Source organism: Pseudomonas sp. R11F, assembly GCF_050312575.1.
Taxonomy (GTDB): Bacteria; Pseudomonadota; Gammaproteobacteria; order Pseudomonadales; family Pseudomonadaceae; genus Aquipseudomonas; species Aquipseudomonas palleroniana.
This window is the reverse complement of record NZ_JBNPJU010000039.1, coordinates 127,217-152,666: the sequence shown is the minus strand read 5'-3', so window position 1 is coordinate 152,666 and position 25,450 is coordinate 127,217. Positions and strand designations below refer to the sequence as shown.

Genomic DNA, 25,450 nt, shown 5'->3' with positions numbered 1-25,450 from the left:
GTGGGAGGGGGCTTGCTCCCGATAGCGGTGGATCAGCCAGCTTATCTGCCGCTGCCCCACCGCCATCGGGAGCAAGCCCCCTCCCACTTGGATTGCATTGCATATTGAAAATGGCGGGCGGGAATATATTTTGCTGTCGGATGTGATCGCCACGCTTGCCGTGGCGTCATTACTGGCTCAATTTAGCGGCATCGTCCCGGAAGACTCCAGACTTCATGTCATCGACCTCGTTCAAGCAGTCCATGCGGCGCCTGTGGGCGCTGGATAAATTCAGTTACAGCGTACGGGTATTCATCGCCCTCACCGGCAGCATGGCGCTGTGCTGGTATCAGGATGAAATGACGCTGCTGATCCCGTTATTCCTGGGGATTATCGCCAGCGCCCTGGCCGAGACCGATGACAGTTGGCAAGGCCGCCTCAATGCCTTGGCGGTGACGCTGGTGTGTTTCAGCATCGCGGCACTGTCGGTGGAGCTGCTGTTTCCCTACCCCTGGATCTTCGCGATAGCCCTGGCCCTGGCCAGTTTCGGCCTGACCATGCTCGGGGCGCTGGGTGAACGTTATGGGGCGATTGCCTCGGCGACGCTGATTCTGTCGGTGTACACCATGATCGGCGTGGACCAGCGCGGTGGCGCGGTCACGGATTTCTGGCATGAGCCCCTGCTGCTGGTAGCGGGTGCAGCCTGGTATGGCGTGCTGTCGGTAGTGTGGCAGGCACTGTTTTCCAACCAGCCGGTACAGCAGAGCCTGGCGCGGTTGTTCCGCGAGCTGGGACGCTACCTTAAACTGAAGTCGTCGCTGTTCGAGCCCATCCGCCAGTTGGACGTGGAAGCGCGCCGCCTGGAACTGGCCCAGCAAAATGGCCGGGTGGTCGCAGCGCTGAATGCGGCGAAGGAAATCATCCTGCACCGCGTGGGCAATGGTCGGCCAGGCTCGAAAGTCAGCCGCTACTTGAAGCTGTACTTCCTCGCCCAGGACATTCACGAACGCGCCAGTTCATCCCATTATCCCTACAACGCCCTGGCCGAAGCCTTCTTCCACAGCGACGTGCTGTTCCGTTGCCAGCGCCTGCTGCGTCAGCAAGGCAAAGCCTGCCAGACCCTGGCCGAGTCGATTCAGCTACGCCAGCCGTTCATCTATGACGACAGCTTCGCCGAAGCCCTGGGCGACTTGAACTCATCCCTGGAGCATCTGCGCATCCAGAGCAACCCGGCCTGGCGCGGCCTGCTGCGCTCGCTGCGGGCCTTGGCGGCCAACCTGTCCACGCTCGACCGCCTGCTGAGCGACGCCAGCAACCCCGACGCCCTGGCCGACGCCACCGACAGCAGCCTGCTTGACCGCTCGCCGCGCAACCTGAAGGAAATGTGGACGCGCCTGCGCACCCAGCTGACGCCAACGTCGTTGCTGTTTCGCCACGCGTTGCGCCTGCCGCTGGCACTGAGCATCGGCTACGGCATGGTGCATTTGATTCACCCGTCCCAGGGTTACTGGATCATCCTCACTACCTTGTTCGTCTGCCAACCCAACTACGGCGCGACGCGGCGCAAACTCGGCCAGCGGATCATCGGCACCGCCATCGGCCTCACCGTGGCCTGGGCCTTGTTCGACCTGTTCCCAAGCCCGCTGGTGCAGTCGATGTTCGCCATCGCCGCCGGCCTGGTGTTCTTTATCAACCGCACCACCCGCTACACCCTGGCCACGGCGGCGATCACCCTGATGGTGCTGTTCTGCTTCAACCAGGTCGGCGATGGCTACGGGCTGTTCCTGCCGCGTCTGTTCGACACCTTGCTCGGCAGCGTGATCGCGGGCCTGGCGGTGTTCCTGTTCCTGCCGGACTGGCAAGGCCGGCGCCTGAACAAAGTGCTGGCCAACACCCTGACCTGCAACAGCATCTACCTGCGCCAGATCATGCAGCAATACGCCGCCGGCAAGAGCGACGACCTGGCCTACCGCCTGGCCCGGCGCAATGCACACAACGCCGACGCAGCGCTGTCCACGACCCTGGCGAACATGCTGATGGAGCCGGGGCACTTCCGTAAGGAGGCAGACGTGGGCTTTCGCTTCCTGGTGTTGTCCCACACCCTGCTCAGCTATTTATCGGGGCTGGGCGCGCACCGCGAAACCCAACTGCCGGCCGAAGCGCGTGAACATTTGATCGAGGGTGCCGGCAATACCCTGGCGGCAAGTATCGATGAAATCGCCACGGGGCTGGCCAACAAGCAGCCCATTGCGATTCAAAGCGATGCCGAGGAAGCGATGGCCGCGGAGCTGGAGCAGATGCCGGAGGAGATCGATGAAGGGCAGCGCCTGGTGCAGACGCAGTTGGCATTGATCTGTCGGCAATTGGGGCCGTTGCGCACATTGGCCGCACATTTGATCAAAGATACCGGCGCGGCTTAGGCCGCTATCGGGGGCAAGCCCCCTCCTACAGGGGAATGCGTTCCAAAGGCAGGACGATAAGGCCAGAAAGAACGCTACATCCCATGCTCTTTCATTAACCGGTCATAACTACCGTCGGCCTTCATCCTGGCGATCTCCCGATCGAAGCCGGCAACGATCTGCGCATGCTCCGGGTTCTTCAGGCTGACCAGGATATGCAGGCTGTTCTCACTCAGCGGCTTGGGCAGGAACTCCACCGAATTGCGCACCCGCGGCGACTCCCGCGCCAGGTAGTAGCGGGCCACATACTCATCTTCCAGCGTCAGCCTCACTCGCTGTGCAGCGAGCATGCGCACGGCCATGGCGAAGTTATGCACCGGTATTTTCTGTAATTGTGCATCCTGATCGAACGCTGGCGAATAGGCATACCCGCGCACGACAGCGATAGGTTCGCCGTGCAACTGCTCCAGGTTCTGATAGTCGATCGGGTCATCGCCACGTTTAATGAAACGCACCCGGTTGAGCAGGTACTCAGCGGAGAACTGCCCAAACTGCGTGCGGGCATCGTCGTACCAGGCATTGATCAGCACGTCGTAGCGCCCCTCACTGACCCCCATCAGCGCGCGCGCCCAGGGCACCTGCTCGAAATCGCTGGCGTAGCCGGCACGGGCCAACGCAGTGCTGACAATATCGGTGGCCAACCCACCGTTGACCAGCGTGATATCGGTAAACGGTGGCCAGGCGTCCGCGACCAGACGCAGGCGTTGCGCGAGCGCCGGTTGGGCCAGCAACAGCACTGCAATCAAAGCAACGGCACGATAACTTCGCAGCATGCTCAAAGTCCTTGGCGGGCACGTGATGGCTTTATAACAGTAGCTCATCAATGAGCTTGTATTGCAGATTACACAAAGAAGTCAGCGGCGAGCGCAGAGAATGATGGCAAATTGACGCCATTCACAAAAATGCACGACTTAGACAGCAACCGCCGTCGCGCTTACTATCCTCTCCAGGCATTTCCAAGAGCACATATGATGACGATTGAATGGGTCTGCAAGCATCACGACGATTTGGGCAAAGAGCAGCTCTACGCCATCTTGCGCCTGCGCTGCGAGGTGTTTGTCGTGGAGCAGCGGTGCGCTTATCAGGACATCGACGGGCAGGACCTGTCCGGCGATACCCACCACCTGATGGCCTGGAAAGAGAATGAACTGGTGGCCTACCTGCGCTTGCTGGACCCGGAGTCCCAGGGCGGCGACGTGGTGATTGGCCGGGTCATCGTGGCACCCTCGGCGCGCGGCAGCGGCCTGGGGCACCGGATGATGGAGGAGACGCTCAAGCACATCGCAGAAATCTGGCCCGAGATGCCGATCTTTCTCTCAGCCCAGGCGCATTTGCAGGAATATTACGGGCGGTATGGGTTTGTGGTGGCGGGCGAGGAATACCTGGAGGACGATATTCCACATATTGGTATGCGGCGCGCTTGAGGACCTCATCGGGGGCAAGCCCCCTCCCACACTGGGTTGGGTTCACACTGTCAAAATGTGGGAGGGGGCTTGCCCCCGATTGCGTCAGCCCTATCACCGCATCCCTCAGGGGTAACCCAACACCTGCTTGATCGACACCAGATTCCCTTCGATCCATTGGCGATCAATCGCCCCCCAGTTGCGGATCCGATAGCGCCCGGCATGGTTGCGCGCACCGTCTTGCTGCTCGAACTCACACACGATATCCAGGTCGGCCAGCGCCGCAATCGTGTCCTGCGCGGTGCGCCTGGGCATGCCGGTGACGTCAGTCAGTGCCGGGACAGTGCTGGCCAGCTGGCTGTCGATCAAGTACGCCACGTACAGGCGGCGGTAAAAACTGCTTTTGGTCTTGCTCACATCCATGGTCAATCGCCTTGTGCGGTCAGGGCTTGCCCTGCAGGTCGCGATACGTGAGGTACACCCGCAGGTCGAATTCCACCTGATGGTAGCCCGGCATCATGTAGTCGCAGAGTTTGTAGAACGCCTTGTTGTGGTCCGATTCCTTGAAGTGCGCCAGTTCATGCACCACGATCATGCGCAGAAATTCCGGTGCCGCCTCCTTGAACAACGCGGCAATACGGATCTCTTTCTTGGCTTTGAGATTGCCGCCCTGCACGCGCGAAATCGTGGTGTGCAAACCCAAGGCGCGATGGGTCAGGTCCAGGCGGTTATCGAACAGCACCTTATCGATTGCCGGGGCGTTGCGCAGGTGTTCCTGCTTGAGCGCCAGCGCATACGCGTACAACGCCTTATCGCTCTGCACCGCGTGGCGCTCGGGGTAACGCTGCTCCAGATAGGCACCCAACTGGTCTTTGGCGATCAATTGGCGCACCTGCTCCTGGAGCGCGGCGGGATAGGCCTGGAGGTATTTCAACGCGGTCATGGGATCTGCAACGGTGCTCGAAAGGCCACCAGTGTAGCGAATTCACAGCTGACGGGGGTGAGACCAGGCGCCAACTTCCTCGGCGAGCAATGGTTGCGCCGCCAATGGGCCTTGGATAAACAGACAACCATGGGTTTTAAGCCACAGGGCCTGCTCTGATGTCTCCACGCCCTCGGCGATGACCAACACATCGAAATGCTCACACAGCTGGATAATGCTGCGCGCCATCGCCGCGTCCCGTGTCGAGCCCGGCAGGCGAGCCACCAGTTGCGGGTCCAGCTTGAGCGTATCGAACTCCAGGTCACGCAGATGGGCCAAGGAACAGCGACCCGAGCCGAAATCATCCAGGGCAATGCGCACACCGATCTGGCGCAGTAACTTGAGTTGCTTGGTGGAGTCTTGAAGGTTGTTCATCAGGCAGTCTTCACTGATCTCGACCTCCAACTGCCGCGCCTTCAAGCCATGCTGCTCCAGTACCTGCTGCAGTTGGTTCGCGAGGTTAGGCATATTGAACTGGCTGCTGCTGAGGCTGACACTCAACACCAGCTCGCTATCGAAAATGCCTTGCCAGGTTTCGCGCTGAACCGCGACCTCCTGGTAGATCCAGGTACTCAGTTGGCTGATCAGGCGAGCCTCTTCCAGCAACGGTAGAAACAGCCCCGGCGGCACGTCGCCGACGCTCGGGTGCTGCCAGCGCAACAGGGCCTCGAAGCCACGCAAACGCCCATCCTCCAACGACACCTGCGGCTGGAACACCAAGGTGAACTCTTTGTTCTGGATCGCCGTGCGCACACTGTCTTCGAGCATCAGCCGTGAGCGCGCGCGGCCGTTCATGTCTTTATCGTAGTAACGATACTGCTGGCGGCCGGCGCGCTTGGCTTCGTACATGGCGATATCCGCCGCTCGCAGCAGGCCGCTCAGGTCGGCACCGCAATCCGGGTACGTCGCAATCCCGATGCAGGCCCCGAGCATCACATCCAAGCCGTCGACGTGTTGGCTGACAGACACGCGCTCGATCAGTTTTTCCGAGATTTTCGCCGCTTGTTCCGGAAATTCCAGTTCCAACAACGCGGTGAACTCATCCCCGCCCATGCGCCCGAGAATGTCATAGGAACGCAGACACGCCTGCATCTGTTCCGAGACCCAACGCAGTACACGGTCACCGGCGTCATGCCCCAAGGTATCGTTGACCCGCTTGAACCCGTCGAGGTCCAGGTACAGCAACACCAGTGATTGATCACTGCGCTCGCTGCGCGCCAGGGTGCTTTCCACCGCCTGCTGGAAACCGCGCCGGTTCAACAGTCCGGTCAACGGATCGGTGACGGCCTGGAACTCCAACTGTTGATGCAGATGGCGCACCTCCGACATGTCGAGCACCGTCACCACCATGGCCTTCTGCTCAGCGGGCAGAGGCGCGCAAGACAAGGCCACCGGCACTTGCTGGCCGCGACGGGTGCGCAAGATCGCGTCGTGCTGGCGCCACGTTTCGCCTTTGCGATACGCCTCGTACATCGGGAAACCCAACCAGGCAGGCACGTGAGGCTTTTGCAGGAAACTCAGGAAACTTTCGCCCTGCAACTCAGCCATCGTAGCGTTGAGCAAGCGTGAAATCGCCGGGTTGGCATACTGGATGACGCTGCCCTCACCCACCACCAAAATACCCTCGGCAGCGTTGTCCAGCACCGAGGCATTGAAGGCACGGGCAGCCTCCAGTTCCAGGCTAAGGCGCTGCAAGGAGCGCCGGTTACGCTGGTGCTCCAACAGTGCCTGCACTTTGGGCTTGAGGATATTCGGGTCAAAGGGTTTGAACAGGTAATCGATGGCACCACTGGCATAGCCTTCCTGCACTGCGTCGGGCGATTGGGCATGGGCGGTGAGGAAGATGATCGGGGTCATTCGTGTACGCTGGCTGCCACGCATCAGGCGCGCCACCTCAAAGCCATCCATGCCGGGCATGCGCACGTCCAGCAATACCAGATCGATTTCGTGGGCCAGCAATAATTCGAGGGCTTCCAGGCCGGAAGCGGCGGTAATCACCCGCCAGTCTTCGCGCTGCAACAATGCACGCATGCTGATGAGATTTTCCGGGTAGTCATCGACCACCAAAAGAACCGAACTGCCATCGCCGTGGTGTGGAGCACAATCCATGCTACTTCTCTTCCTTGAAGGGCTGCACCGGTCACTTCTAAGACTAAAACCGGACAAACACTGAGGTCTCACTCTAGACCCGGTTCTAAAAAAGCAGAAGCGACGTCGATACCATCATTGCGCCAATAGCCAGGAAGCCGACTAACGGTACAGCCCTGCAGGCCACGCGGTATGGGACACATGGCTTTTTGGCATTCCATTGGCGCCAAAAATTTGCCAGCAAGTGTTTAACAATCGGTTTGAACCGACCTATAAAGAACCCGTGCAGCCCTCGGGCTAAAGCCTTCAACCCCTGCAATAAGGCCAACACCATGATCGACCTTTCCACTTGGAACCTGAGCATTCCTGTCGGCTCCCCGCCCGCGACTATCGACACACCGAAGCTGGTCAGCGGCTTCAAGGACCAGTACTTCCAGGCCGAAGGCAGCAACGTGCAATTCTGGACACCGGTGACCGGCACCCGCACCGAAAACGCCATCTACCCCCGCAGCGAATTACGTGAAACCTATGCCGACGGAAGGCTGCGCAACTGGACCTACCCAGAAGCGAACAACTTCCTGCGCGCGACCCTGGAGGTCAATCAGGTGCCGTCGTCCGGTAAAGTCGTGATCGGGCAGATTCATGCCTATGACAGCCAGAAGCCGCTGATCAAACTCGAATACCAGTTCAAGGAAAAGACCCAGACCGGCAACATCGTCGCCAAGGTGCGCATGCGCCCGGACGACGGCGAAGGCCGCGTGGTAACCATCGCGTCGAATGTGCCGCTGGAGAAGAGTTTTACCTACGTGATCAACCTCAACAAAGCCGGCCTGCTCAGCGTGTACGCCGCGGACGGAGAGTGGAACGAGCGAATCGGCGCGGCGTGGGGGAACAAGCCGTTGTACTTCAAGGCGGGGGTGTATGTGCAGGACAACAGCGGGGATAGCAAGGAAGGGGCGCGGGTGACGTTTGCCAAGTTGGATATTGATCACGAGTGAGTTGAACATCCCGAGATTTGGCCAGGCCCTGTGTTTTCAGGGCCTGGGTACCATCGGCATCGCACGCCTTCTTGGCGCGGATTCGCACGCCTGAGGGGAGCTCGACTCACGTGTAAGCAACGCAAGTGCAAACTTATCTAACCCATTCAGTGCCTATATATACAGACCGAATATCATCTATCTCAAAAAACTATAAAAACCTGTCAACTTTGACAGTTGTTCGTTTATACAAATAATTCAATTATTGGCTCAACCCCATATGGAGAGCCTCTAGATGCCCACTACAATCATACCGAATAACGTCCCCGGACCTATTCCTCAAAATGGACCGGTAAACGCGCTGCCTTTAGCCACGACGGCCGTTACAAGTGCAGCTGTTGCTCCCCCTCCGTACCTTGAACAATTTATCGCTGCTAACGGTCAGGAATGTTTTAGGTGCGTTTTGGTTTTGCACGCAAATACACGAACGGCTGATGTAATTCGAGTCAACTTGAAAAGCACGACTTTAAAACCTCAAATATCGCTCACGTTTATAAGCCAAACAGTGGATGATGCTTTTACAAAGCGAAGTGTTATTCAGAGTAACGGCCTTTGCATAGACGAATACACCATCGAAAACATTAAAAGCATGGGAGTGTTAAGCGACATTTATAAAATCAGCTACACACAAAGGAGTGTTTCTGGAGCATTGGTTGTCGCGTCTCTGTCCAACAGCTACTCAATTACCGTGTAAAAAAGGGCAACCACAATAATTTCCTCGAAGAGGAAGCGACTTGTATCACAGCCATTCCGAGGAACCTTAATAGAGAACGTTAAGAAGCGAAGCAACCTTAGCTATTTACACAAGGAGCGCCAACATGAAAATTGAACTTGAGTTAGAAGACGTAGTCACCCTAACCACAGGAAGCGATGAAAAAATTGGAGGCACTATTATTGGCATCGATGAGACCGGCTACATACTTAAAACCGGCCCAGGGGATAATGATATAGAAGCAATCGAGAGGAGACATATAATTTTAGTGGATGCAATACTTTCAATTGAAATGCATGAGAATGGAACGTACTCAGAGATATATACCACCCCAGCTCCTGGCTCGGTACCTCCAAGATACGACAGTATCATCATGAAATGGTATCACCCAGCTGGTGGCGCATGTACGTGTGGATGCACAGGTGGGGTTTATAGCGAATCACCCGATTACTTAATATCCTGTTAAGAACGTGAGCGACGCGCTATCAAATCCCATGCAAAAAAAGCCCGCATCACTGCGGGCTTCTTTTCAAACACCTGAGGCTCAATTCACCTTGGCGTTCAACTCACCTTTCAAATACCGCTGGTACATCGCTTCCAACGAGATCGGCTTGATCTTCGAAGCATTACCGGCCGTGCCGAACGCTTCGTAGCGAGCGATGCACACGTCGCGCATTGCCGTTACGGTAGCGCCGAAGAACTTACGTGGGTCGAACTCGCTCGGGTTGGTCGCCATCAGGCGACGCATCGCACCGGTGGAGGCCAGGCGCAGGTCAGTGTCGATGTTGACCTTGCGCACGCCGTACTTGATGCCTTCGACGATTTCTTCAACCGGTACGCCGTAGGTTTCCTTGATGTCGCCGCCGTACTGGTTGATGATCGCCAGCCACTCTTGCGGTACCGAGGAAGAACCGTGCATCACCAGGTGGGTGTTCGGGATGCGCTTGTGGATTTCCTTGATGCGGTCGATGGCCAGTACGTCGCCGGTCGGTGGCTTGGTGAACTTGTAGGCGCCGTGGCTGGTACCGATGGCGATGGCCAGGGCATCCACCTGGGTCTTTTTCACGAAGTCGGCGGCTTCTTCCGGGTCGGTCAGCATCTGGCTGTGATCCAGTACGCCTTCGGCGCCGATACCGTCTTCTTCGCCGGCCATGCCGGTTTCCAGGGAACCCAGGCAGCCCAGCTCACCTTCAACCGAGACGCCGCAGGCGTGAGCCATGGCCACGGTTTGTTGGGTCACGCGTACGTTGTACTCGTAGTCGGTCGGGGTCTTGCCGTCTTCGCCGAGGGAGCCGTCCATCATCACCGAGCTGAAGCCCAGTTGGATGGAGCGCTGGCACACATCAGGGCTGGTGCCGTGGTCCTGGTGCATGCACACCGGGATGTGCGGGAATTCTTCGATCGCGGCAAGGATCAGGTGACGCAGGAACGGCGCGCCGGCGTACTTGCGGGCACCGGCCGAAGCCTGGACGATCACGGGGGAGTCGGTCTTGTCAGCGGCTTCCATGATGGCGCGCATCTGCTCAAGGTTGTTGACGTTAAAGGCTGGGACGCCGTAGCCGAACTCGGCTGCGTGGTCCAGCATTTGACGCATGCTGATAAGTGCCATTGTGTTGTCTCTCCCGATCGAGGGTCGTTAATCGTGCAAGCCTGCCGTAGCGCAGGCTGCTATTCAAGTTATTGCCGGTCAGGTTTTGCACGCCTGGCCTGCTGAATCGTTATTTCTGATGGGCGCGACTCAAGTTCCAGTTTTGAACCGAATCTCATGTGGGAGGGGGCTTGCTCCCGATGGCAGCCTCCCAGTGATGAATCTCTTGACTGACCCACCGCTATCGGGGGCAAGCCCCCTCCCACATTTGGATCTCATGACCTTCGAGACCGCGCTCCAGTTACTGGGCCTTGCAGCCGCGCCCGATCAAATCGTCAGTCGCAACCCAGTAGACCAGGCCTTCCTCACCTTTTGTGTGAAACGCCAATTGACCGTCGCTGTACAGCACGCCCGAGGCGGCAACCTCTTGTTTGAGGCGGTAAACCTGCTCCGAACCCCCGAGGCGCACATCCACCTCCGAACGCGCCTGGTTCGCGAAGCGCCAGTTGACCTCAGCCTTGCTGTCGCAGGTCCAGGTGGTCCACTTATCGGCAGGCTCTGCCTTGTTGAACATGTTCATGCTGCTGCAACCGGCCAACAGGGCCAGTGCCGCGAGGGCGAAAACGCCTTTCATTGCCAATCCTCGAACGCAGGCCCAAGGGCCGCTGCTGCTGTCGGTTAGTTGATCAGACCCGTCAAGGGCAACCCTGTTCCTGACCGTTGGGCGCGGCGTCGTATTTCTCCAGCCGCTCGTTGCCGATGCGCTTGTTGATCACCGGCATGGTTTCGGCTTGCCAGTCAGCCTGGTAGCAACTGTGTTTGCGAGGCGCATCGGCTTTGTCCGCCTCGGGCGCCACACGTGGCGTGCTACCGCAGGCGGCCAACAGGCCTGCGGTCATCACCAATGCCAGCGACTTGATCATGGGAATGCTCCTTTTCCAGATCACGCGCCTTAACCTTTGGCTCGGGTTTCCAGCACTTCCACGGCCGGCAGCACCTTACCCTCGACGAACTCGAGGAACGCGCCACCACCGGTAGAAATGTAGGAGATTTGATCAGCAACGCCATATTTATCGATGGCCGCCAGGGTGTCGCCGCCACCGGCGATGGAGAACGCCGCGCTTTCAGCAATCGCCTTGGCCAGCACTTTGGTGCCGTTGCCGAACTGGTCGAATTCGAACACGCCGACCGGACCGTTCCACAGGATGGTCTGGGAAGCTTTCAGCAGTTCGGCGAAATTAGCCGCGGTTTGCGGGCCGATATCCAGGATCATGTCGTCGGCGGCCACGTCAGCGATCAGCTTGACGGTGGCTGCGGCGCTCTCGGCGAACTCCTTGGCAACCACCACGTCGACCGGCAACGGCACGCTGACCTTGGCGGCGATGGCGCGGGCGGTGTCCAGCAGGTCCGGCTCATACAGCGACTTGCCTACCGGGTGGCCGGCAGCGGCCAGGAAGGTGTTGGCGATACCGCCGCCGACGATCAGCTGGTTGCAGATCTGGCTCAGGCTGTTGAGCACGTCCAGTTTGGTGGACACTTTGGAGCCGGCCACGATGGCGGCCATCGGTTGCGCCGGCGCGCCCAGGGCCTTGCCCAGTGCATCCAGTTCAGCCGCGAGCAGTGGGCCGGCCGCCGCGACCTTGGCGAACTTGGCCACGCCGTGGGTCGAACCCTCGGCACGGTGAGCGGTGCCGAAGGCGTCCATCACGAACACGTCGCACAAGGCCGCATATTGCTGGGCCAGTTCGTCGCTGTTCTTTTTCTCGCCCTTGTTGAAGCGCACGTTTTCGAACAGCACGATATCGCCCGCTTTAACCTCAACGCCACCCAGGTAGTCAGCTACCAGCGGCACGTCGCGGCCCAGGGCCTTGCTCAGGTAGTCGGCCACCGGCTTGAGGCTGTTTTCGGCGGAGAACTCACCTTCGGTCGGACGGCCCAGGTGGGAGCACACCATCACGGCCGCGCCTTTTTCCAGGGCCAGCTTGATGGTCGGCAGCGAGGCCAGGATTCGCGCATCGCTGGTGACAACACCGTCCTTGACTGGGACGTTGAGGTCTTCGCGGATCAGTACGCGCTTACCTTGCAGATCGAGGTCGGTCATCTTCAACACGGTCATGGGTCGCAGTTCCTGAATTACTGTTGAGGTTGTTTAGAAGCGATGTGCAGATAGTGTTCGGCAACATCCAGCATGCGGTTGGCAAAGCCCCATTCGTTGTCGAACCAGGCCAGGATGTTCACCAGCCTGGGGCCGGAAACGCGGGTCTGGCTGGCATCGACAATCGCCGAATGCGGGTCATGGTTGAAATCACAACTGGCGTGGGGCAACTCGGTGTAGGCCAGCAAGCCTTTGAGCGGGCCGCGGGTGGCGGCATCACGCAAGATCCGGTTGACCTCCGTCGCATCGGTGTCGCTGACGGTCTGCATGGTGATATCCAGGCAGGACACGTTCACCGTCGGCACCCGTACGGCTTTGGCCTGGATTCGCCCGGCAAGTTCCGGCAAAAGGCGCTCGATACCACGGGCCAGGCCGGTGGACACCGGAATCACCGACTGGAACGCCGATCGTGTGCGGCGCAGGTCTTCGTGATGGTAGGCGTCAATCACCGGCTGGTCGTTCATCGCCGAGTGAATCGTGGTGATCGACACATAATCCAGGCCAATCGCCTGATCCAGCAGGCGCAACAGCGGCACGCTGCAGTTGGTGGTGCAGGAGGCGTTGGACACCAGCAACTCATCACCGGTCAGGCAATCCTGGTTGATGCCGTAGACGATAGTGGCGTCGACATCCGCCTCGCTGGCCATCGGCTGGGAAAACAGCACGCGTGGCGCGCCGGCGTCGAGGAACCGCTGGCCATCGGCACGGGTGTGGTAGGCACCGGAGCATTCCAACACCAGGTCGACGCCCAGCGCCGCCCAGTCGATGCCCTCGGGGGTGGCACTGCGCAGCACTTTCACGCAGTTGCCATTAATGTGCAGACAATCGCCGTCAACCCGCACTTCGCCAGGGAAGCGGCCGTGGGTGGAGTCAAAGCGTGTCAGGTATTCAATACTGGCCATGTCGGCCAGATCGTTGATCGCGACAATTTCAAACCCGGCCGCCGCCCCTCGCTCGAACAGAGCACGCAAGACGCAACGACCAATGCGGCCGTAGCCGTTGAGTGCAACTTTGTAGGGACGCGGTTGAGGCATGGGGTTCTCGTAGTGTGGGCGACATAAACCATTGTAGGAGCGAGCTTGCGTGGCGAGGGAGCTTGCTCCCGCTGGAGTGCGAAGCACTCCCAGACCGGTTGACGAAGTGTATCTGACACATATCGATCGCACGGTTTGGGGCCGCTTCGCAGCCCAGCGGGAGCAAGCTCCCTCGCCACAACAAGCTCGCTCCTACAAGGAGACGTGCTTTTAGTCTTCCAGCAGCTCTTCAGCCTGGCCCAGGATGTTCTCCAGGGTGAAGCCGAACTCTTCGAACAACGCTGGCGCCGGCGCCGACTCACCGTAGGTGGTCATGCCGATCACACGGCCTTCCAGGCCAACGTACTTGTACCAGTAGTCGGCGTGAGCCGCTTCGATGGCAATGCGCGCGCCAACTTGCAGCGGCAATACCGACTGCTTGTAGCTCGCGTCCTGGGCTTCGAACACGCTGGTGCAAGGCATCGAAACAACACGAACCTTGCGGCCTTGCTCGGTCAGCTTGTCATAAGCCTGAACCGTGAGGCCCACTTCGGAACCGGTGGAGATCAGGATCAGTTCCGGCTCGCCGGCGCAGTCCTTGAGCACGTAGCCGCCGCGGCTGATGTCGGCGATCTGCGCGTCGGTACGCACCTGGTGCTGCAGGTTCTGACGCGAGAAGATCAGCGCCGATGGGCCGTCCTTGCGCTCGATCGCATGCTTCCAGGCCACCGCGGATTCCACCGCGTCGGCAGGGCGCCAGGTGTCCAGGTTCGGCGTGGTGCGCAGGCTGGTCAGTTGCTCGACCGGCTGGTGCGTCGGGCCGTCTTCGCCCAGGCCGATGGAGTCGTGGGTGTACACATGGATCACACGCTTCTTCATCAGCGCGGCCATGCGCACGGCGTTGCGTGCGTATTCCATGAACATCAGGAAGGTCGCGCCGTAAGGCACCAGGCCGCCGTGCAGCGACACGCCATTCATGATGGCGCTCATGCCGAATTCGCGCACGCCGTAGTACATGTAGTTGCCGCTGGCATCTTCAGCCGAGACCCCTTTGCAACCTTTCCACAGGGTCAGGTTGGAACCGGCCAGGTCAGCCGAACCGCCGAGGATCTCAGGCAGCAGCGGGCCGAAGGCATTCAGGGTGTTCTGGCTGGCTTTACGGCTGGCGATGGTCTCGCCCTTGGCCGCGACTTCGGCGATGTAGGCCGAGGCTTTTTCCGCGAAATCGGCAGGCAGGTCACCGGCCAGGCGGCGTACCAGTTCGTTGGCCAACTCAGGGAACTGGGCGGAGTAGGCAGCGAAACGCTGATCCCATTCGGCTTCAGTGGCCAGACCTTTTTCCTTGGCGTCCCATTCGGCATAGATGTCGGCAGGAATTTCAAAGGCGCCGTGGTTCCACTTCAGCGCTTCGCGGGTCAAGGCGATTTCCGCGTCACCCAGCGGGGCGCCGTGGCAGTCTTCCTTGCCTTGCTTGTTCGGCGAGCCGAAACCGATGGTGGTCTTGCAGCAGATCAGGGTTGGCTGCGCGCTCTTGCGAGCGGTGTCGATAGCGGTCTTGATTTCTTCCGGGTCGTGGCCGTCGACGTTGCGGATCACCTGCCAGTTGTAGGCTTCGAAACGCTTCGGGGTGTCATCGGTGAACCAGCCTTCGACTTCGCCGTCGATGGAGATGCCGTTGTCATCGTAGAAGGCAATCAGCTTGCCCAGGCCCAGGGTGCCGGCCAGGGAAGCGACTTCGTGGGAAATGCCTTCCATCATGCAGCCATCACCCAGGAACACATAGGTGTGGTGGTCGACGATGTCGTGGCCAGGGCGGTTGAACTGTGCGCCCAGTACTTTTTCAGCCAGTGCGAAGCCGACGGCGTTCGCCAGGCCCTGGCCCAGGGGGCCGGTGGTGGTCTCCACGCCTGGGGTGTAGCCGAATTCCGGGTGGCCCGGAGTGCGGCTGTGCAGCTGGCGGAAGCTCTTGAGGTCATCGATGGTGACGTCGTAGCCGGTCAGGTGCAGCAGCGAGTAGATCAGCATCGAGCCATGGCCGTTGGACAGCACGAAGCGGTCACGGTCGGCGAACGACGGGTTGCTCGGGTTGTGCTTCAGGTAGTCACGCCAAAGTACCTCGGCGATATCCGCCATGCCCATCGGGGCACCGGGATGGCCGCTGTTGGCTTTTTGCACGGCATCCATGCTGAGGGCACGAATGGCGTTGGCACGCTCACGACGGCTGGGCATCGCTGATCTCCTGGGGATTTTGAATAGACAATGAATAAAAGAAACGGAAAAAAGGACCGGCATTTTCCCTCAGCCACCGCCTGCGGGCAATGACAGATAGTCACTTGGCGGTGTTTTTCCTGTGCTTTAAGCGGCAATCGCCTGCAGAAACCTTTCACCGGTTCGTCCCAAGACTATACCGACTGCTTATAACCGCCACTTATCGTTCAATATCAAAACTTTTTGATATTGACCTTGCGGGGACCTCCCCCCACCACTAGACTGCTGGCCTTATGAACCTACCCGTGCCCTCCCTGCGCCCCGACGACGGCGATGAACTGGCAGCCTTGTGCAAGGCCGCTGGCGATCCGTTGCGCCTGAACGTATTGCGTGCACTGGCCAACGACTCCTTCGGCGTACTGGAACTGGCGCAGATCTTCGCCATCGGCCAGTCGGGCATGAGCCACCACTTGAAGGTGCTGGCCCAGGCCGAACTGGTGGCCACCCGCCGTGAAGGCAATGCGATCTTCTACCGCCGCGCCCTGCCCCACACCGAGCTGCTCGGCGGCAAGTTGCACGCGGCCTTGCTGGAGGAAGTGGACAACCTCGGGCTGCCGTCGGATGTACAGTCGCGTATCGCTCAAGTGCACGGGCAACGCGCCGCTGCCAGCCAGGACTTTTTCTCACGGGTAGCCGAGAAGTTTCGCGCCCAGCAGGACCTGATCGCCGGTTTGCCCCAGTACCGCGAGAGCGTACTGGCGTTGTTGGACAAGCTGAGCTTCAGTGAAGAGGCGAGCGCACTGGAAGTCGGCCCCGGCGATGGCGGTTTCCTGCCGGAGCTGGCGCGCCGCTTCAAGCAGGTCACCGCGCTGGACAACAGCCCGGCCATGCTCGAGCTGGCGCGCCAGTTATGCGAGCGCGAGGCACTGGGCAATGTCAGCCTGCAGTTGGCTGACGCCCTGAATCACACCAGCCTGCGGGCCGACTGCGTGGTACTGAATATGGTCTTGCACCATTTCGCCGCCCCCGCCGACGCCCTCAAGCAAATGGCCGGGTTGCTGCACCCCGGCGGTAGCCTGCTGGTTACGGATCTATGCAGCCACAACCAGAATTGGGCCAGGGAGGCCTGCGGTGATCTCTGGTTGGGTTTTGAACAGGACGATCTGGCCCGTTGGGCCACCGCTGCGGGACTCGTTCCCGGGGAAAGCCTCTATGTAGGTTTACGTAATGGTTTCCAGATCCAGGTTCGCCACTTTCAGCGACCGGCTGGCGACACTCACCATCGGTAAATATCAGGAAAACATCGAGATGAGCGAATACTCCCTTTTCACCTCCGAGTCCGTGTCTGAAGGGCATCCGGACAAAATCGCCGACCAGATTTCTGATGCGGTGCTGGACGCCATCATTGCTCAAGACAAGTTCGCCCGCGTGGCGTGCGAGACCCTGGTGAAAACCGGTGTAGCGATCATCGCTGGCGAAGTGACCACTTCGGCCTGGGTCGACCTGGAGCAGATCGTCCGTGATGTGATCACCGACATCGGCTACAACAGCTCCGACGTCGGCTTCGACGGCGCCACTTGCGGCGTGATGAACATCATCGGCAAGCAGTCCCCCGACATCAACCAGGGCGTGGACCGTGCCAAGCCGGAAGATCAAGGCGCGGGCGACCAGGGCCTGATGTTCGGCTACGCCAGCAACGAGACCGACGTGCTGATGCCGGCGCCGATCACCTTCTCGCACCAGTTGGTACAGCGCCAGGCCGAAGCCCGTAAATCCGGCCTGCTGCCATGGCTGCGCCCGGACGCCAAATCCCAGGTGACCTGCCGCTACGACGGCGGCAAGGTGGTCGGGATCGACGCTGTTGTATTGTCGACCCAGCACAACCCGGACGTGTCCTACGCCGACCTGCGTGAAGGCGTGATGGAACTGATCGTCAAGCACGTGCTGCCTGCCGAATTGCTGAGCAAAGACACCCAGTTCCACATCAACCCAACCGGCCAGTTCATCATCGGTGGCCCGGTGGGCGACTGCGGCCTCACCGGTCGCAAGATCATCGTCGACAGCTACGGCGGCATGGCCCGTCACGGCGGTGGCGCGTTCTCGGGCAAAGACCCATCCAAGGTTGACCGCTCGGCGGCCTACGCCGGTCGTTACGTGGCCAAGAACATCGTCGCCGCCGGCCTGGCCGAGCGTTGCGAGATTCAAGTGTCCTACGCCATCGGTGTAGCGCAGCCTACGTCGATCTCACTGAATACTTTCGGCACCGGCAAGATCAGCGACGACAAGATCATCAAGCTGGTACGCGAAATCTTCGACCTGCGCCCTTACGCGATCACCACCATGCTCGACCTGCTGCATCCGATGTACCAGGAAACCGCAGCCTATGGCCACTTCGGCCGTACACCTGCACAGAAGACCGTCGGCGACGACACCTTCACCACCTTCACCTGGGAAAAAACCGACCGCGCCAACGACCTGCGCACCGCTGCCGGTTTGTAATCCTTCGCGGTACTCAAAGCCCCACCGGGTTAGCCCGGCGGGGCTTTTTATTGCCCGCAGGTTTACGCACAACGGTCACATATTTTGGATCCAAACCTTGCAGGCCAAATAATGGCCCTCTAGAATCCGCGCCCTCTCGGGCCCTTCACCTCCATCTGGATATTGCACTGCGCCCGCCCGGGACGGATAAGCGCGCAGGCAATCGAACATTGAGGTTTTTCATGCGCATTTCCACGCTCGCCCCTGCCGCCGTTCTGCTCAGCCTGTTCACCCTGCCGGCTCACGCCGCAGACCTGAGCGCACTGAGCGGTGCCCTGAGCTCCCAACTGGGCGGCGGTAATTCCGGCGATTGCCAGCAACACGCCAAAGACCTGCAAGCCAAGATCGATGCCGCCGACGCCCAGAACGACGTTTTGAAAGTGAAGGCCTTTGAGGCTGCGCTGGAACAAGTCAACAAAGGTTGCAACAAACTCGCCGAATCCCAGGCCAAAGTCGACGCCAGCCAGCAAAAGCAGCAGGCCAAGGCACAGAACAACGACGCGGTGAAAGCCTTGGGCGGCCTGTTCAAGTAAGCCGAAACACCCAGTAAAAAGCCCCGCTCGTTCGGGGCTTTTTTGTGGCTGCGTGGATCACTTAGGCTGGGCACCCTTTTCGAGCAAGGATGCTCATGATGCGCTTGCTGATGGTTTTACTGCTGAGTGCTCTACCTTTTTGGGTCACGGCCGAAGACTGCACCAACCGGACCCGCTCACAGTTCGACGCCCTGGCCAGGCAAATACACCTGTGGGATGACCGTTACCACCGCCTCGGCCAATCCCCCGTCAGTGACGAGCTCTACGACCAGGCCCGCCAGCGCCTGAGCCGGTGGCGCGAATGTTTTCCCCAACCCACACCGGACACCGACTCACCCCTGGCCAGTTCACGGGGCACGCAGCCTCATCCGGTGGTACACACCGGCCTCGAAAAGTTGCTGGATGAATCGGCCGTCGGCGACTGGCTTGGGCACCGCCAAGACGTCTGGATTCAACCCAAGGTCGACGGCGTGGCGGTGACATTGGTGTATCGCAACGGGCGCTTGAGCCAAGTCATCAGTCGCGGCGATGGCGTGCTCGGCCAGGACTGGTCCGCCTCCGCCAGCAAGATCGCCGCGATCGCCCAGCAACTGCCGGAGCCCATCGATGTCGTGTTGCAAGGCGAGCTTTACTGGCGCCTGGATGCACACGTGCAGTCGGCACAGGGCGGGCTCAATGCCCGCAGCAAAGTAGCCGGCCTGATGAACCGCCACCAGTTGAGTGACGTCGAAGCCGCCGGAATCGGCCTTTTCGTCTGGGCCTGGCCAGAAGGCCCGGCCAGCTTCTCCGAGCGCCTGGCGACCCTGGCACGCTGGGGTTTCAGCGACAGCGAACGTTACAGCCACCCTATCAAGCACATCAGCGAAGCCGCGCATTGGCGCACTTATTGGTACAACCAACCTCTGCCCTTCGCCAGCGATGGCGTGGTGCTGCACCAGGCCGCGCGCGCACCCGCCGAACGCTGGCAAGTCGCCGCACCTTACTGGGCAGTCGCCTGGAAATACCCGGCCGCCAAGGCCCTGGCACTGGTCCGCAAGGTGCAATTCAAGATCGGTCGCACGGGGCGCATCACCCCCATTCTGGAACTGGAACCCGTGCGCCTGGATGATCGGCAGATCAGCCGGGTCAGCGTCGGCTCCCTCATGCGCTGGCAAACCCTGGATATCCGCCCCGGAGACCAGGTGTCCATCAGCCTGGCCGGCCAGGTGATCCCACGATTGGACGAAGTCATCCTGCGCAACAAGACCCGGGTGCAAGTGCAAGTGCCCGACGCCCACGCGTTCCATGCCTTGAGCTGCTGGCAACTGGACCCCGGCTGCGAGGAGCAGTTGCTCGCGCGCCTGACCTGGCTCAGCAGCAACCAGGGCCTGGCTTTACCGCATATGGGCCGCGAGACCTGGAACATATTGATCCAGGCCGGTCTAATCGCAGGCTTTCTCGATTGGTTAACCCTGGATGCGACAGAGCTTGCTAACATTGACGGCTTCGGCGACCGCAGCCGTGCGCGGCTGCTCGACAACATCCACAGCGCCCGGCAACGCCCTTTTGCACAATGGCTCAAAGCCCTGGGCGTACCGCCCTCGGCACGCAACAACCTGGAAGGCGGCTGGCAAACCCTGGCTGCCCGGGACACACAAGCCTGGCTCGCCACCGACGGCATAGGCCCGGGTCGCGCCGCGCAACTCAGCGCTTTTTTTCACGACCCGCAAGTGCAGGCGCTGGCTCAAACATTACGTACGGCCGGAATAGACGGGTTTTGAACCCAGGCCAACTACCTTTAACCCCGGCAGAATTCATCCTGCCATCGGATCGCGACTTTGGAGTTCCACATGAATTTTTTCGCCCCCCTTGCCCTATTGACCGCCGCAAGCTTCATGACCACACCGTTGCTGGCAGCCGAAGAAGACTCACCACTCACCGGCTGCGCCGCCAAGCGCCAGGCCATCAGCACGCAGATCGAACAAGCCAAGGTGCACGGTAACAGCGAGCAGCAGGCCGGCCTGGAAAAAGCCCTGAGCGAAGTCACCACCCACTGCACTGACGCCTCCTTGCGCAAAGAACGTGAAAACAAAGTGCTCGACGCCAAGCACGAAGTCAGCCGCCGTCAGGCCGACCTCGACAAGGCGATGAAAAAGGGTGACGCCGACAAGATCAACAAGCGCAAGGACAAGCTCGCCGACTCGCGCAAAGAGCTGCAGGACGCCGTGGAAGAACTCGACAAATAAAACCGGTCAATGGTCTCGGAACTGCTTATGGCAGGCGGAGCAGGCATCTTCGACTTTCTGCACGGCATGCCCCAGGTTGCTGGCTTTGTAAGGCTGGACTTGGCTGGCGATCACCAGTTCACCGGTGGCCGCCTCAAGGTTACGCGCCAGTTCCTGAAAACGGGCCTGTTGTTGCCACACGTTATCCTTGGCGCTGGTATGGTCTTCTTCACGCACGCTTGGGAAATGTTTCCACGGTTCGTGGGACAACGCGTCCAGCTTGACCGCACCTTCGGCAAACTTTGCGCCGTCGAACGGAATGCGTCCGCGCAACATGCCACCCAGGTCTTCGCCGGTTTTGAGCATCTGCTTGAAGATCGCCTTGCGCTGACCCAGCGGCGAATTCGGATCAACACCGCCACAGGCGGACAACGTCAGGCAGGCCAGCAATACCACGGTCAGTTTTTTAAAAGTCATGATGGCTTCAAGGTCACGGGAACGGCGGCCAGTATCCTCGCCCCGCCCGCAAAGACCAATAGCCATATTAATAGTAAGGTTTGCCCACTGGCATGAATGCACGGGTGACCGCTTCAGGAATTGCTGTATATGAATCTCACCTTCAAACCTTGGAACCGCCTGGCGTGGGCTCTGCCGATCATCGCGCTGCTGGCGGGCTGTGACGGCGGCAAAGACGCCAATCAACCGCAAGCCCCCAAACCCCATGCTATCGCCACTTATGTGAGCGCGCCGTGGGAAGCCTTGCCAAGCGTGTCCGACAGCGACCTGCTGGCCGGTTTTGAGTCCTGGCGCAGTGCCTGCCAACGCCTCAAGGCCGATCCGGTGTGGGGTGCAACCTGTGCGGCCGCGGTGAACGTGCCGGGCAATGCCGAGGCGGTTCGTGGTTTTCTCAAGGAACGCCTGGATGTATTTGGCCTGCGCTCGGCCGACAACACTCCGAACGGCCTGATCACCGGCTACTACGAGCCGGTCTACCCCGGCAGCCTGACCGAAACCGCCACGGCCCATGTGCCGGTGTATGGCGTGCCGGACGACCTGATCATCGTCAACCTGGAAAGTATCTACCCCGAACTCAAGGGCAAGCGCCTGCGTGGTCGCCTGGAAGGTCGCGTACTCAAGCCCTATGACGACGCCGGCACCCTCAACAGCCAAGGCTCGACCGCCAAGCCGATTGCCTGGCTGACCAACCCGATGGACCTGCAGTTCCTGCAAATCCAGGGCTCGGGGCGTATTCAACTGCCAGGCGGGCGCCAACTACGCGTGGGTTACGGCGACCAGAACGGTTACCCCTATCGCCCGATCGGACGCTGGCTGGTAGAGCAAGGCGAACTGAAAAAGGACGATGTGACCATGGGCGCCATCAGCGCCTGGGCCAAGGCCCATCCACAGCGCATTCCGGAACTGCTGGCGAGCAACCCCAGCTACGTGTTCTTCAGCGCCCGCCCCGACAGTAACGAAGGGCCACGGGGCTCTTTGAATGTGCCGTTGACGGCCGGTTATAGCGTGGCCGTTGATCGCAAGGTCATTCCGCTCGGCAGCCTGTTGTGGCTGTCGACGACCAAACCCGATGGTTCACCGATCTCAAGGCCCGTCGCCGCGCAAGACACGGGTGGTGCGATCACCGGTGAAGTGCGTGCGGACTTGTTCTGGGGCACGGGGGATGCTGCGGGTGAATTGGCCGGAAACATGAAGCAGCAGGGGCAGATCTGGATGTTGTGGCCTAAAGGTGCTGCATTGCCACAAGTGCCGGACGCGCCTGCCGGCACCTGATGCTGACCTGTGGCGAGGGAGCCAAGCTCCCTCGCCATTGCGTCACGCGTCAGATCGAGACAAAGAAGAAACTCGCAATCAACGCCATGCCCACGAACCACACCAGCGAACGCAACATCGCCCAGTCCGCCAGGTAGCAAATGATGTACAGCAAGCGACTGGTGATAAACAACACGGCCAGCACGTTGATCGTCACCAGCGACGCCGTACCGGCCAGGTGCGCAATAATCACCGCCGCGGCGAATGCCGGCGTCACCTCAAAGCTGTTCAGTTGTGCGTTGTGGGCGCGTCTGGCTACCCCGTCGAGGGTATCCAGGAAGGCACGTGGGTCGTGGTTCTGCCGCGGTCCGAATTTGCCGCCGCTGAACTTGGCCACTCCCGTGCACAGGTAAGGTAGGAAAATCGCGATCAATACACACCAGAATGCCACCGTCATCACAGATTCCTTTTGTTGTTTTAACCAGCGGTTAGAGTTTTAGCACTAAACATTCGCGACCGCACTCACCCGCTATGAGCCCTGTCGAACCGAAAAGGTTCTATCCAGCGCTTGCAACATCCCACCGCTGCTGCGGTCCATCCACCCATTGACGAACGATCCAAACCACTTCCAAGGACCCCGGATGCTTGAACTTGTCGCCGCTTTCATTTGCCTCACCACACTGCTCACCTATGTGAACTTCCGTTTTATCGGCCTGCCGCCCACTATTGGCGTGATGGTCACGGCCCTGCTCTTCTCACTGATCCTGCAAGGGTTGAGCGTGCTTGGCTACCCTGGCCTGGAAGACCGCATCCAGCAACTGATCGGCCAGATCGACTTCGGCGACTTGCTGATGAACTGGATGCTGTCGTTCCTGTTGTTTGCCGGCGCCTTGCACGTCAACTTGAACGACCTGCGCAGTTACCGCTGGCCCATCGGCCTGCTGGCAACCTTCGGCGTGTTGATTGCTACCGTGGTGATCGGCAGCCTGGCGTATTACATCTTTGCCCTGTTTGGCTGGCACGTGAGCTTCCTCTACTGCCTGCTGTTCGGCGCGCTGATTTCGCCCACTGACCCGATTGCGGTGCTCGGCGTACTGCGTACCGCCAACGCCTCGAAACCCTTGAAAACCACCATCGTCGGCGAATCGCTGTTCAACGACGGCACAGCGGTCGTGGTGTTTACCGTATTGCTGGGCATCGCGCAGTTGGGCGAAACCCCCACCGTGGGTGCCACCGCCATGCTGTTCGCCCACGAGGCGTTGGGTGGCGTGGTGTTCGGCGGCTTGATTGGTTACCTGGTGTACCTGATGATCAAAAGCATTGAACAGCATCAGATCGAAGTGATGCTGACCCTTGCCCTGGTCATCGGCGGCTCGGCGATGGCCACCGAACTGCACGTCTCTGCACCGATTGCGATGGTGGTCGCGGGGCTGATCATCGGCAACCTGGGCCGCAAGCTGGCAATGAACGACATGACCCGGCGCTACCTGGACGGTTTCTGGGAACTGCTCGATGACATGCTCAACGCCCTGCTGTTTGCGCTGATCGGCATGGAGCTGTTGCTGCTGCCGTTCAACTGGCTGCATGTATTGGCGGCAAGCTTGCTGGCCGTGGCGATCCTGCTGTCGCGCCTGCTGACGGTGGCTCCCGCGATCCTGCTGCTGCGTCGCTGGCGCAGCGTGCCGCGTGGCACCATCCGCATTCTCACCTGGGGCGGCTTGCGCGGCGGCGTTTCGGTGGCATTGGCCCTGGCCTTGCCGCTGGGCCCGGAACGCGACCTGTTGCTGAGCATCACCTACATCGTGGTGCTGTCATCGATCCTGCTGCAGGGCTTGAGCATCGGCAAGCTGGTCAAGCATGTGACCCAGGGCGAACCCGAGGCCACACCCGAACCTCACTGATCCTTGTTGATGGGCTGCGGATGCCTTGGGTCCGCAGCTTGTTTGCGGGGCAGGCTGCCTTCGCTGCGGATCTGCGCATGGCTGATCAACGCAAAGATGAAGCTGCCACCAATGATGTTGCCGGCCAGGGTCGGGCCGGCAAATACCAGCCAGAAGTCATGCCACGACAGTTCACCGGCAAACACGAGGTAGGACACTTCCGCCGACCCCACCACGATATGGGTGAAGTCGCCCAGCGCCATCAGGTAGGTGATCAGAACGATGATCCAGATCTTGGCGCTTTCCATCGACGGGATCATCCACACCATGGTGGCGATCATCCAGCCGGAAACGATGCCCTTGGCGAACATCTGGCCGGCGTCGTTCTCCATGATCTTGCGCCCGATCTCGAGGAAGGCAAGGTCGGTCTTGCTGTCGAAGATCGGCAAGTGAAGCATCACGTAGGCAACCAGCAAGGTGCCGCACAAGTTACCCACCAGCACCACGGACCACAGCCGCAGCAGCCGACCCGCATTGTTCAGCGTAGGTTTGCTCATCACCGGCAGCACGGCGGTCAGGGTGTTCTCGGTGAACAGTTGCTGGCGCGCCAGGATCACCGCGAGGAACCCCGCGCAATAGCCGAAACTGGCGATGACCTTGAAGGCTTCGCCCTCCGGCAAGCGCGAGTTGAGCAGCCCCATGGCCATCAATGACAACCCCATGGTCAACCCGGCTGCCAGCGCCGACCACCACAACGCCGCAACGTTGCGCTCCAGTTCCTGGTCGCCCTGGGTACGGATGATTTCATGCAACACAGCCGCGCGGGGCGGCTGGTTTTTGTCTACGTCCTGCTGCTCTTCCTGCGACAGGTTGGGGGTCTTGCCGTCTTCGGGGGTGGCCATGA

At 60.1% G+C, this 25,450-nt stretch carries 24 protein-coding genes; 11 read left to right on the top strand and 13 right to left on the bottom strand.

The annotated features are described in order from the left end of the window. Positions 1 to 215 precede the first annotated feature (215 nt). Entirely contained in the window at positions 216 to 2,399 is a 2,184-nt protein-coding gene (yccS, locus tag ACQRBV_RS11370; protein ID WP_411985446.1) for a YccS family putative transporter, read from the top strand. Positions 2,400 to 2,473: 74 nt separating this feature from the next. Here yccS and ACQRBV_RS11365 read toward each other — a convergent pair whose 3' ends face one another. Next, positions 2,474 to 3,211, bottom strand: a complete 738-nt coding sequence (locus ACQRBV_RS11365; protein WP_090368305.1) for a substrate-binding periplasmic protein — start codon at positions 3,209 to 3,211, stop codon at positions 2,474 to 2,476. A gap of 198 nt (positions 3,212 to 3,409) precedes the next feature. Here ACQRBV_RS11365 and ACQRBV_RS11360 point away from each other — a divergent pair, with 198 nt between their 5' ends. Next, complete coding sequence (locus ACQRBV_RS11360) at positions 3,410 to 3,862, top strand: GNAT family N-acetyltransferase (RefSeq protein ID WP_060753677.1); 453 nt, start codon at positions 3,410 to 3,412, stop codon at positions 3,860 to 3,862. Between the two features lie 105 nt (positions 3,863 to 3,967). On the opposite strand, the gene ACQRBV_RS11355 is transcribed toward ACQRBV_RS11360, so the two are convergent. The 3 genes from ACQRBV_RS11355 to ACQRBV_RS11345 are packed head-to-tail and all read right to left on the bottom strand — an operon-like array spanning position 3,968 to position 6,932. Further along, positions 3,968 to 4,264 (bottom strand): winged helix-turn-helix domain-containing protein, encoded by a 297-nt coding sequence (locus ACQRBV_RS11355; RefSeq protein ID WP_090368303.1) that lies wholly within the window; start codon positions 4,262 to 4,264, stop codon positions 3,968 to 3,970. 19 nt (positions 4,265 to 4,283) lie between these two features. Further along, complete coding sequence (locus tag ACQRBV_RS11350) at positions 4,284 to 4,784, bottom strand: M48 metallopeptidase family protein (protein ID WP_090368301.1); 501 nt, start codon at positions 4,782 to 4,784, stop codon at positions 4,284 to 4,286. Between the two features lie 42 nt (positions 4,785 to 4,826). Beyond that, the gene (locus tag ACQRBV_RS11345; protein WP_090368299.1) at positions 4,827 to 6,932 is read right to left on the bottom strand and encodes a putative bifunctional diguanylate cyclase/phosphodiesterase; all 2,106 of its coding nucleotides are present in this window, start codon (positions 6,930 to 6,932) and stop codon (positions 4,827 to 4,829) included. 311 nt (positions 6,933 to 7,243) lie between these two features. On the opposite strand from ACQRBV_RS11345, the gene ACQRBV_RS11340 reads away from it, so the two are divergent. Both ACQRBV_RS11340 and ACQRBV_RS11335 read left to right on the top strand, forming a co-directional pair. After that, positions 7,244 to 7,909, top strand: coding sequence for a polysaccharide lyase family 7 protein (locus ACQRBV_RS11340; protein WP_060753402.1), 666 nt, complete (start codon positions 7,244 to 7,246; stop codon positions 7,907 to 7,909). Between the two features lie 857 nt (positions 7,910 to 8,766). Then, a complete protein-coding gene (locus tag ACQRBV_RS11335; RefSeq protein WP_411985445.1) occupies positions 8,767 to 9,126 on the top strand; it encodes a hypothetical protein in 360 nt (119 codons plus the stop codon). Between the two features lie 78 nt (positions 9,127 to 9,204). On the opposite strand, the gene fba is transcribed toward ACQRBV_RS11335, so the two are convergent. From fba to tkt, 6 genes are all read right to left on the bottom strand, one after another. Next, entirely contained in the window at positions 9,205 to 10,269 is a 1,065-nt protein-coding gene (fba, locus tag ACQRBV_RS11330; RefSeq protein ID WP_003177554.1) for a class II fructose-bisphosphate aldolase, read from the bottom strand. A gap of 280 nt (positions 10,270 to 10,549) precedes the next feature. Further along, positions 10,550 to 10,882, bottom strand: coding sequence for an MliC family protein (locus tag ACQRBV_RS11325; RefSeq protein ID WP_060753403.1), 333 nt, complete (start codon positions 10,880 to 10,882; stop codon positions 10,550 to 10,552). A gap of 61 nt (positions 10,883 to 10,943) precedes the next feature. After that, positions 10,944 to 11,171 carry a hypothetical protein gene (locus ACQRBV_RS11320; RefSeq protein ID WP_060753404.1) on the bottom strand — a complete coding sequence of 76 codons (228 nt, stop codon included), beginning with the start codon at positions 11,169 to 11,171 and terminating at the stop codon, positions 10,944 to 10,946. Between the two features lie 29 nt (positions 11,172 to 11,200). Continuing rightward, entirely contained in the window at positions 11,201 to 12,364 is a 1,164-nt protein-coding gene (locus ACQRBV_RS11315) for a phosphoglycerate kinase (RefSeq protein WP_060753405.1), read from the bottom strand. 17 nt (positions 12,365 to 12,381) lie between these two features. Continuing rightward, positions 12,382 to 13,437: an erythrose-4-phosphate dehydrogenase gene (epd, locus tag ACQRBV_RS11310; RefSeq protein ID WP_090368291.1), complete on the bottom strand. Its 1,056-nt coding sequence runs from the start codon at positions 13,435 to 13,437 to the stop codon at positions 12,382 to 12,384. A gap of 210 nt (positions 13,438 to 13,647) precedes the next feature. Beyond that, entirely contained in the window at positions 13,648 to 15,645 is a 1,998-nt protein-coding gene (gene tkt, locus ACQRBV_RS11305) for a transketolase (RefSeq protein ID WP_411985444.1), read from the bottom strand. 272 nt (positions 15,646 to 15,917) lie between these two features. On the opposite strand from tkt, the gene ACQRBV_RS11300 reads away from it, so the two are divergent. The 5 genes from ACQRBV_RS11300 to ACQRBV_RS11280 all read left to right on the top strand — a co-directional run bounded on the left by ACQRBV_RS11300 (position 15,918) and on the right by ACQRBV_RS11280 (position 20,920). Beyond that, positions 15,918 to 16,913, top strand: coding sequence for an ArsR/SmtB family transcription factor (locus tag ACQRBV_RS11300; protein ID WP_060753408.1), 996 nt, complete (start codon positions 15,918 to 15,920; stop codon positions 16,911 to 16,913). 19 nt (positions 16,914 to 16,932) lie between these two features. Next, the gene (metK, locus tag ACQRBV_RS11295; RefSeq protein ID WP_060753409.1) at positions 16,933 to 18,123 is read left to right on the top strand and encodes a methionine adenosyltransferase; all 1,191 of its coding nucleotides are present in this window, start codon (positions 16,933 to 16,935) and stop codon (positions 18,121 to 18,123) included. 221 nt (positions 18,124 to 18,344) lie between these two features. After that, positions 18,345 to 18,695 carry a hypothetical protein gene (locus ACQRBV_RS11290; protein ID WP_090368282.1) on the top strand — a complete coding sequence of 117 codons (351 nt, stop codon included), beginning with the start codon at positions 18,345 to 18,347 and terminating at the stop codon, positions 18,693 to 18,695. 95 nt (positions 18,696 to 18,790) lie between these two features. Next, positions 18,791 to 20,455: an NAD-dependent DNA ligase LigB gene (gene ligB / locus ACQRBV_RS11285; protein WP_411985443.1), complete on the top strand. Its 1,665-nt coding sequence runs from the start codon at positions 18,791 to 18,793 to the stop codon at positions 20,453 to 20,455. A gap of 69 nt (positions 20,456 to 20,524) precedes the next feature. After that, positions 20,525 to 20,920: a DUF1090 domain-containing protein gene (locus ACQRBV_RS11280; RefSeq protein WP_060753412.1), complete on the top strand. Its 396-nt coding sequence runs from the start codon at positions 20,525 to 20,527 to the stop codon at positions 20,918 to 20,920. A gap of 6 nt (positions 20,921 to 20,926) precedes the next feature. Here ACQRBV_RS11280 and ACQRBV_RS11275 read toward each other — a convergent pair whose 3' ends face one another. Continuing rightward, on the bottom strand, positions 20,927 to 21,376 hold the full coding sequence (locus ACQRBV_RS11275; RefSeq protein WP_411985442.1) for a c-type cytochrome: 450 nt from the start codon (positions 21,374 to 21,376) through the stop codon (positions 20,927 to 20,929). Positions 21,377 to 21,505: 129 nt separating this feature from the next. On the opposite strand from ACQRBV_RS11275, the gene mltA reads away from it, so the two are divergent. Next, positions 21,506 to 22,687 carry a murein transglycosylase A gene (gene mltA / locus ACQRBV_RS11270; RefSeq protein WP_411985441.1) on the top strand — a complete coding sequence of 394 codons (1,182 nt, stop codon included), beginning with the start codon at positions 21,506 to 21,508 and terminating at the stop codon, positions 22,685 to 22,687. Positions 22,688 to 22,736: 49 nt separating this feature from the next. Here mltA and ACQRBV_RS11265 read toward each other — a convergent pair whose 3' ends face one another. Then, positions 22,737 to 23,123 (bottom strand): MAPEG family protein, encoded by a 387-nt coding sequence (locus ACQRBV_RS11265; protein WP_205344401.1) that lies wholly within the window; start codon positions 23,121 to 23,123, stop codon positions 22,737 to 22,739. Between the two features lie 184 nt (positions 23,124 to 23,307). Between ACQRBV_RS11265 and ACQRBV_RS11260 the strand changes: the two genes are divergently transcribed. Beyond that, on the top strand, positions 23,308 to 24,567 hold the full coding sequence (locus ACQRBV_RS11260; protein WP_411985440.1) for a cation:proton antiporter: 1,260 nt from the start codon (positions 23,308 to 23,310) through the stop codon (positions 24,565 to 24,567). Here the strand turns inward: ACQRBV_RS11260 and ACQRBV_RS11255 are convergent. Beyond that, the gene (locus tag ACQRBV_RS11255) at positions 24,561 to 25,448 is read right to left on the bottom strand and encodes a formate/nitrite transporter family protein (RefSeq protein ID WP_060753417.1); all 888 of its coding nucleotides are present in this window, start codon (positions 25,446 to 25,448) and stop codon (positions 24,561 to 24,563) included. The genes ACQRBV_RS11260 and ACQRBV_RS11255 overlap by 7 nt on opposite strands. Between the last annotated feature and the right edge of the window lie 2 nt (positions 25,449 to 25,450).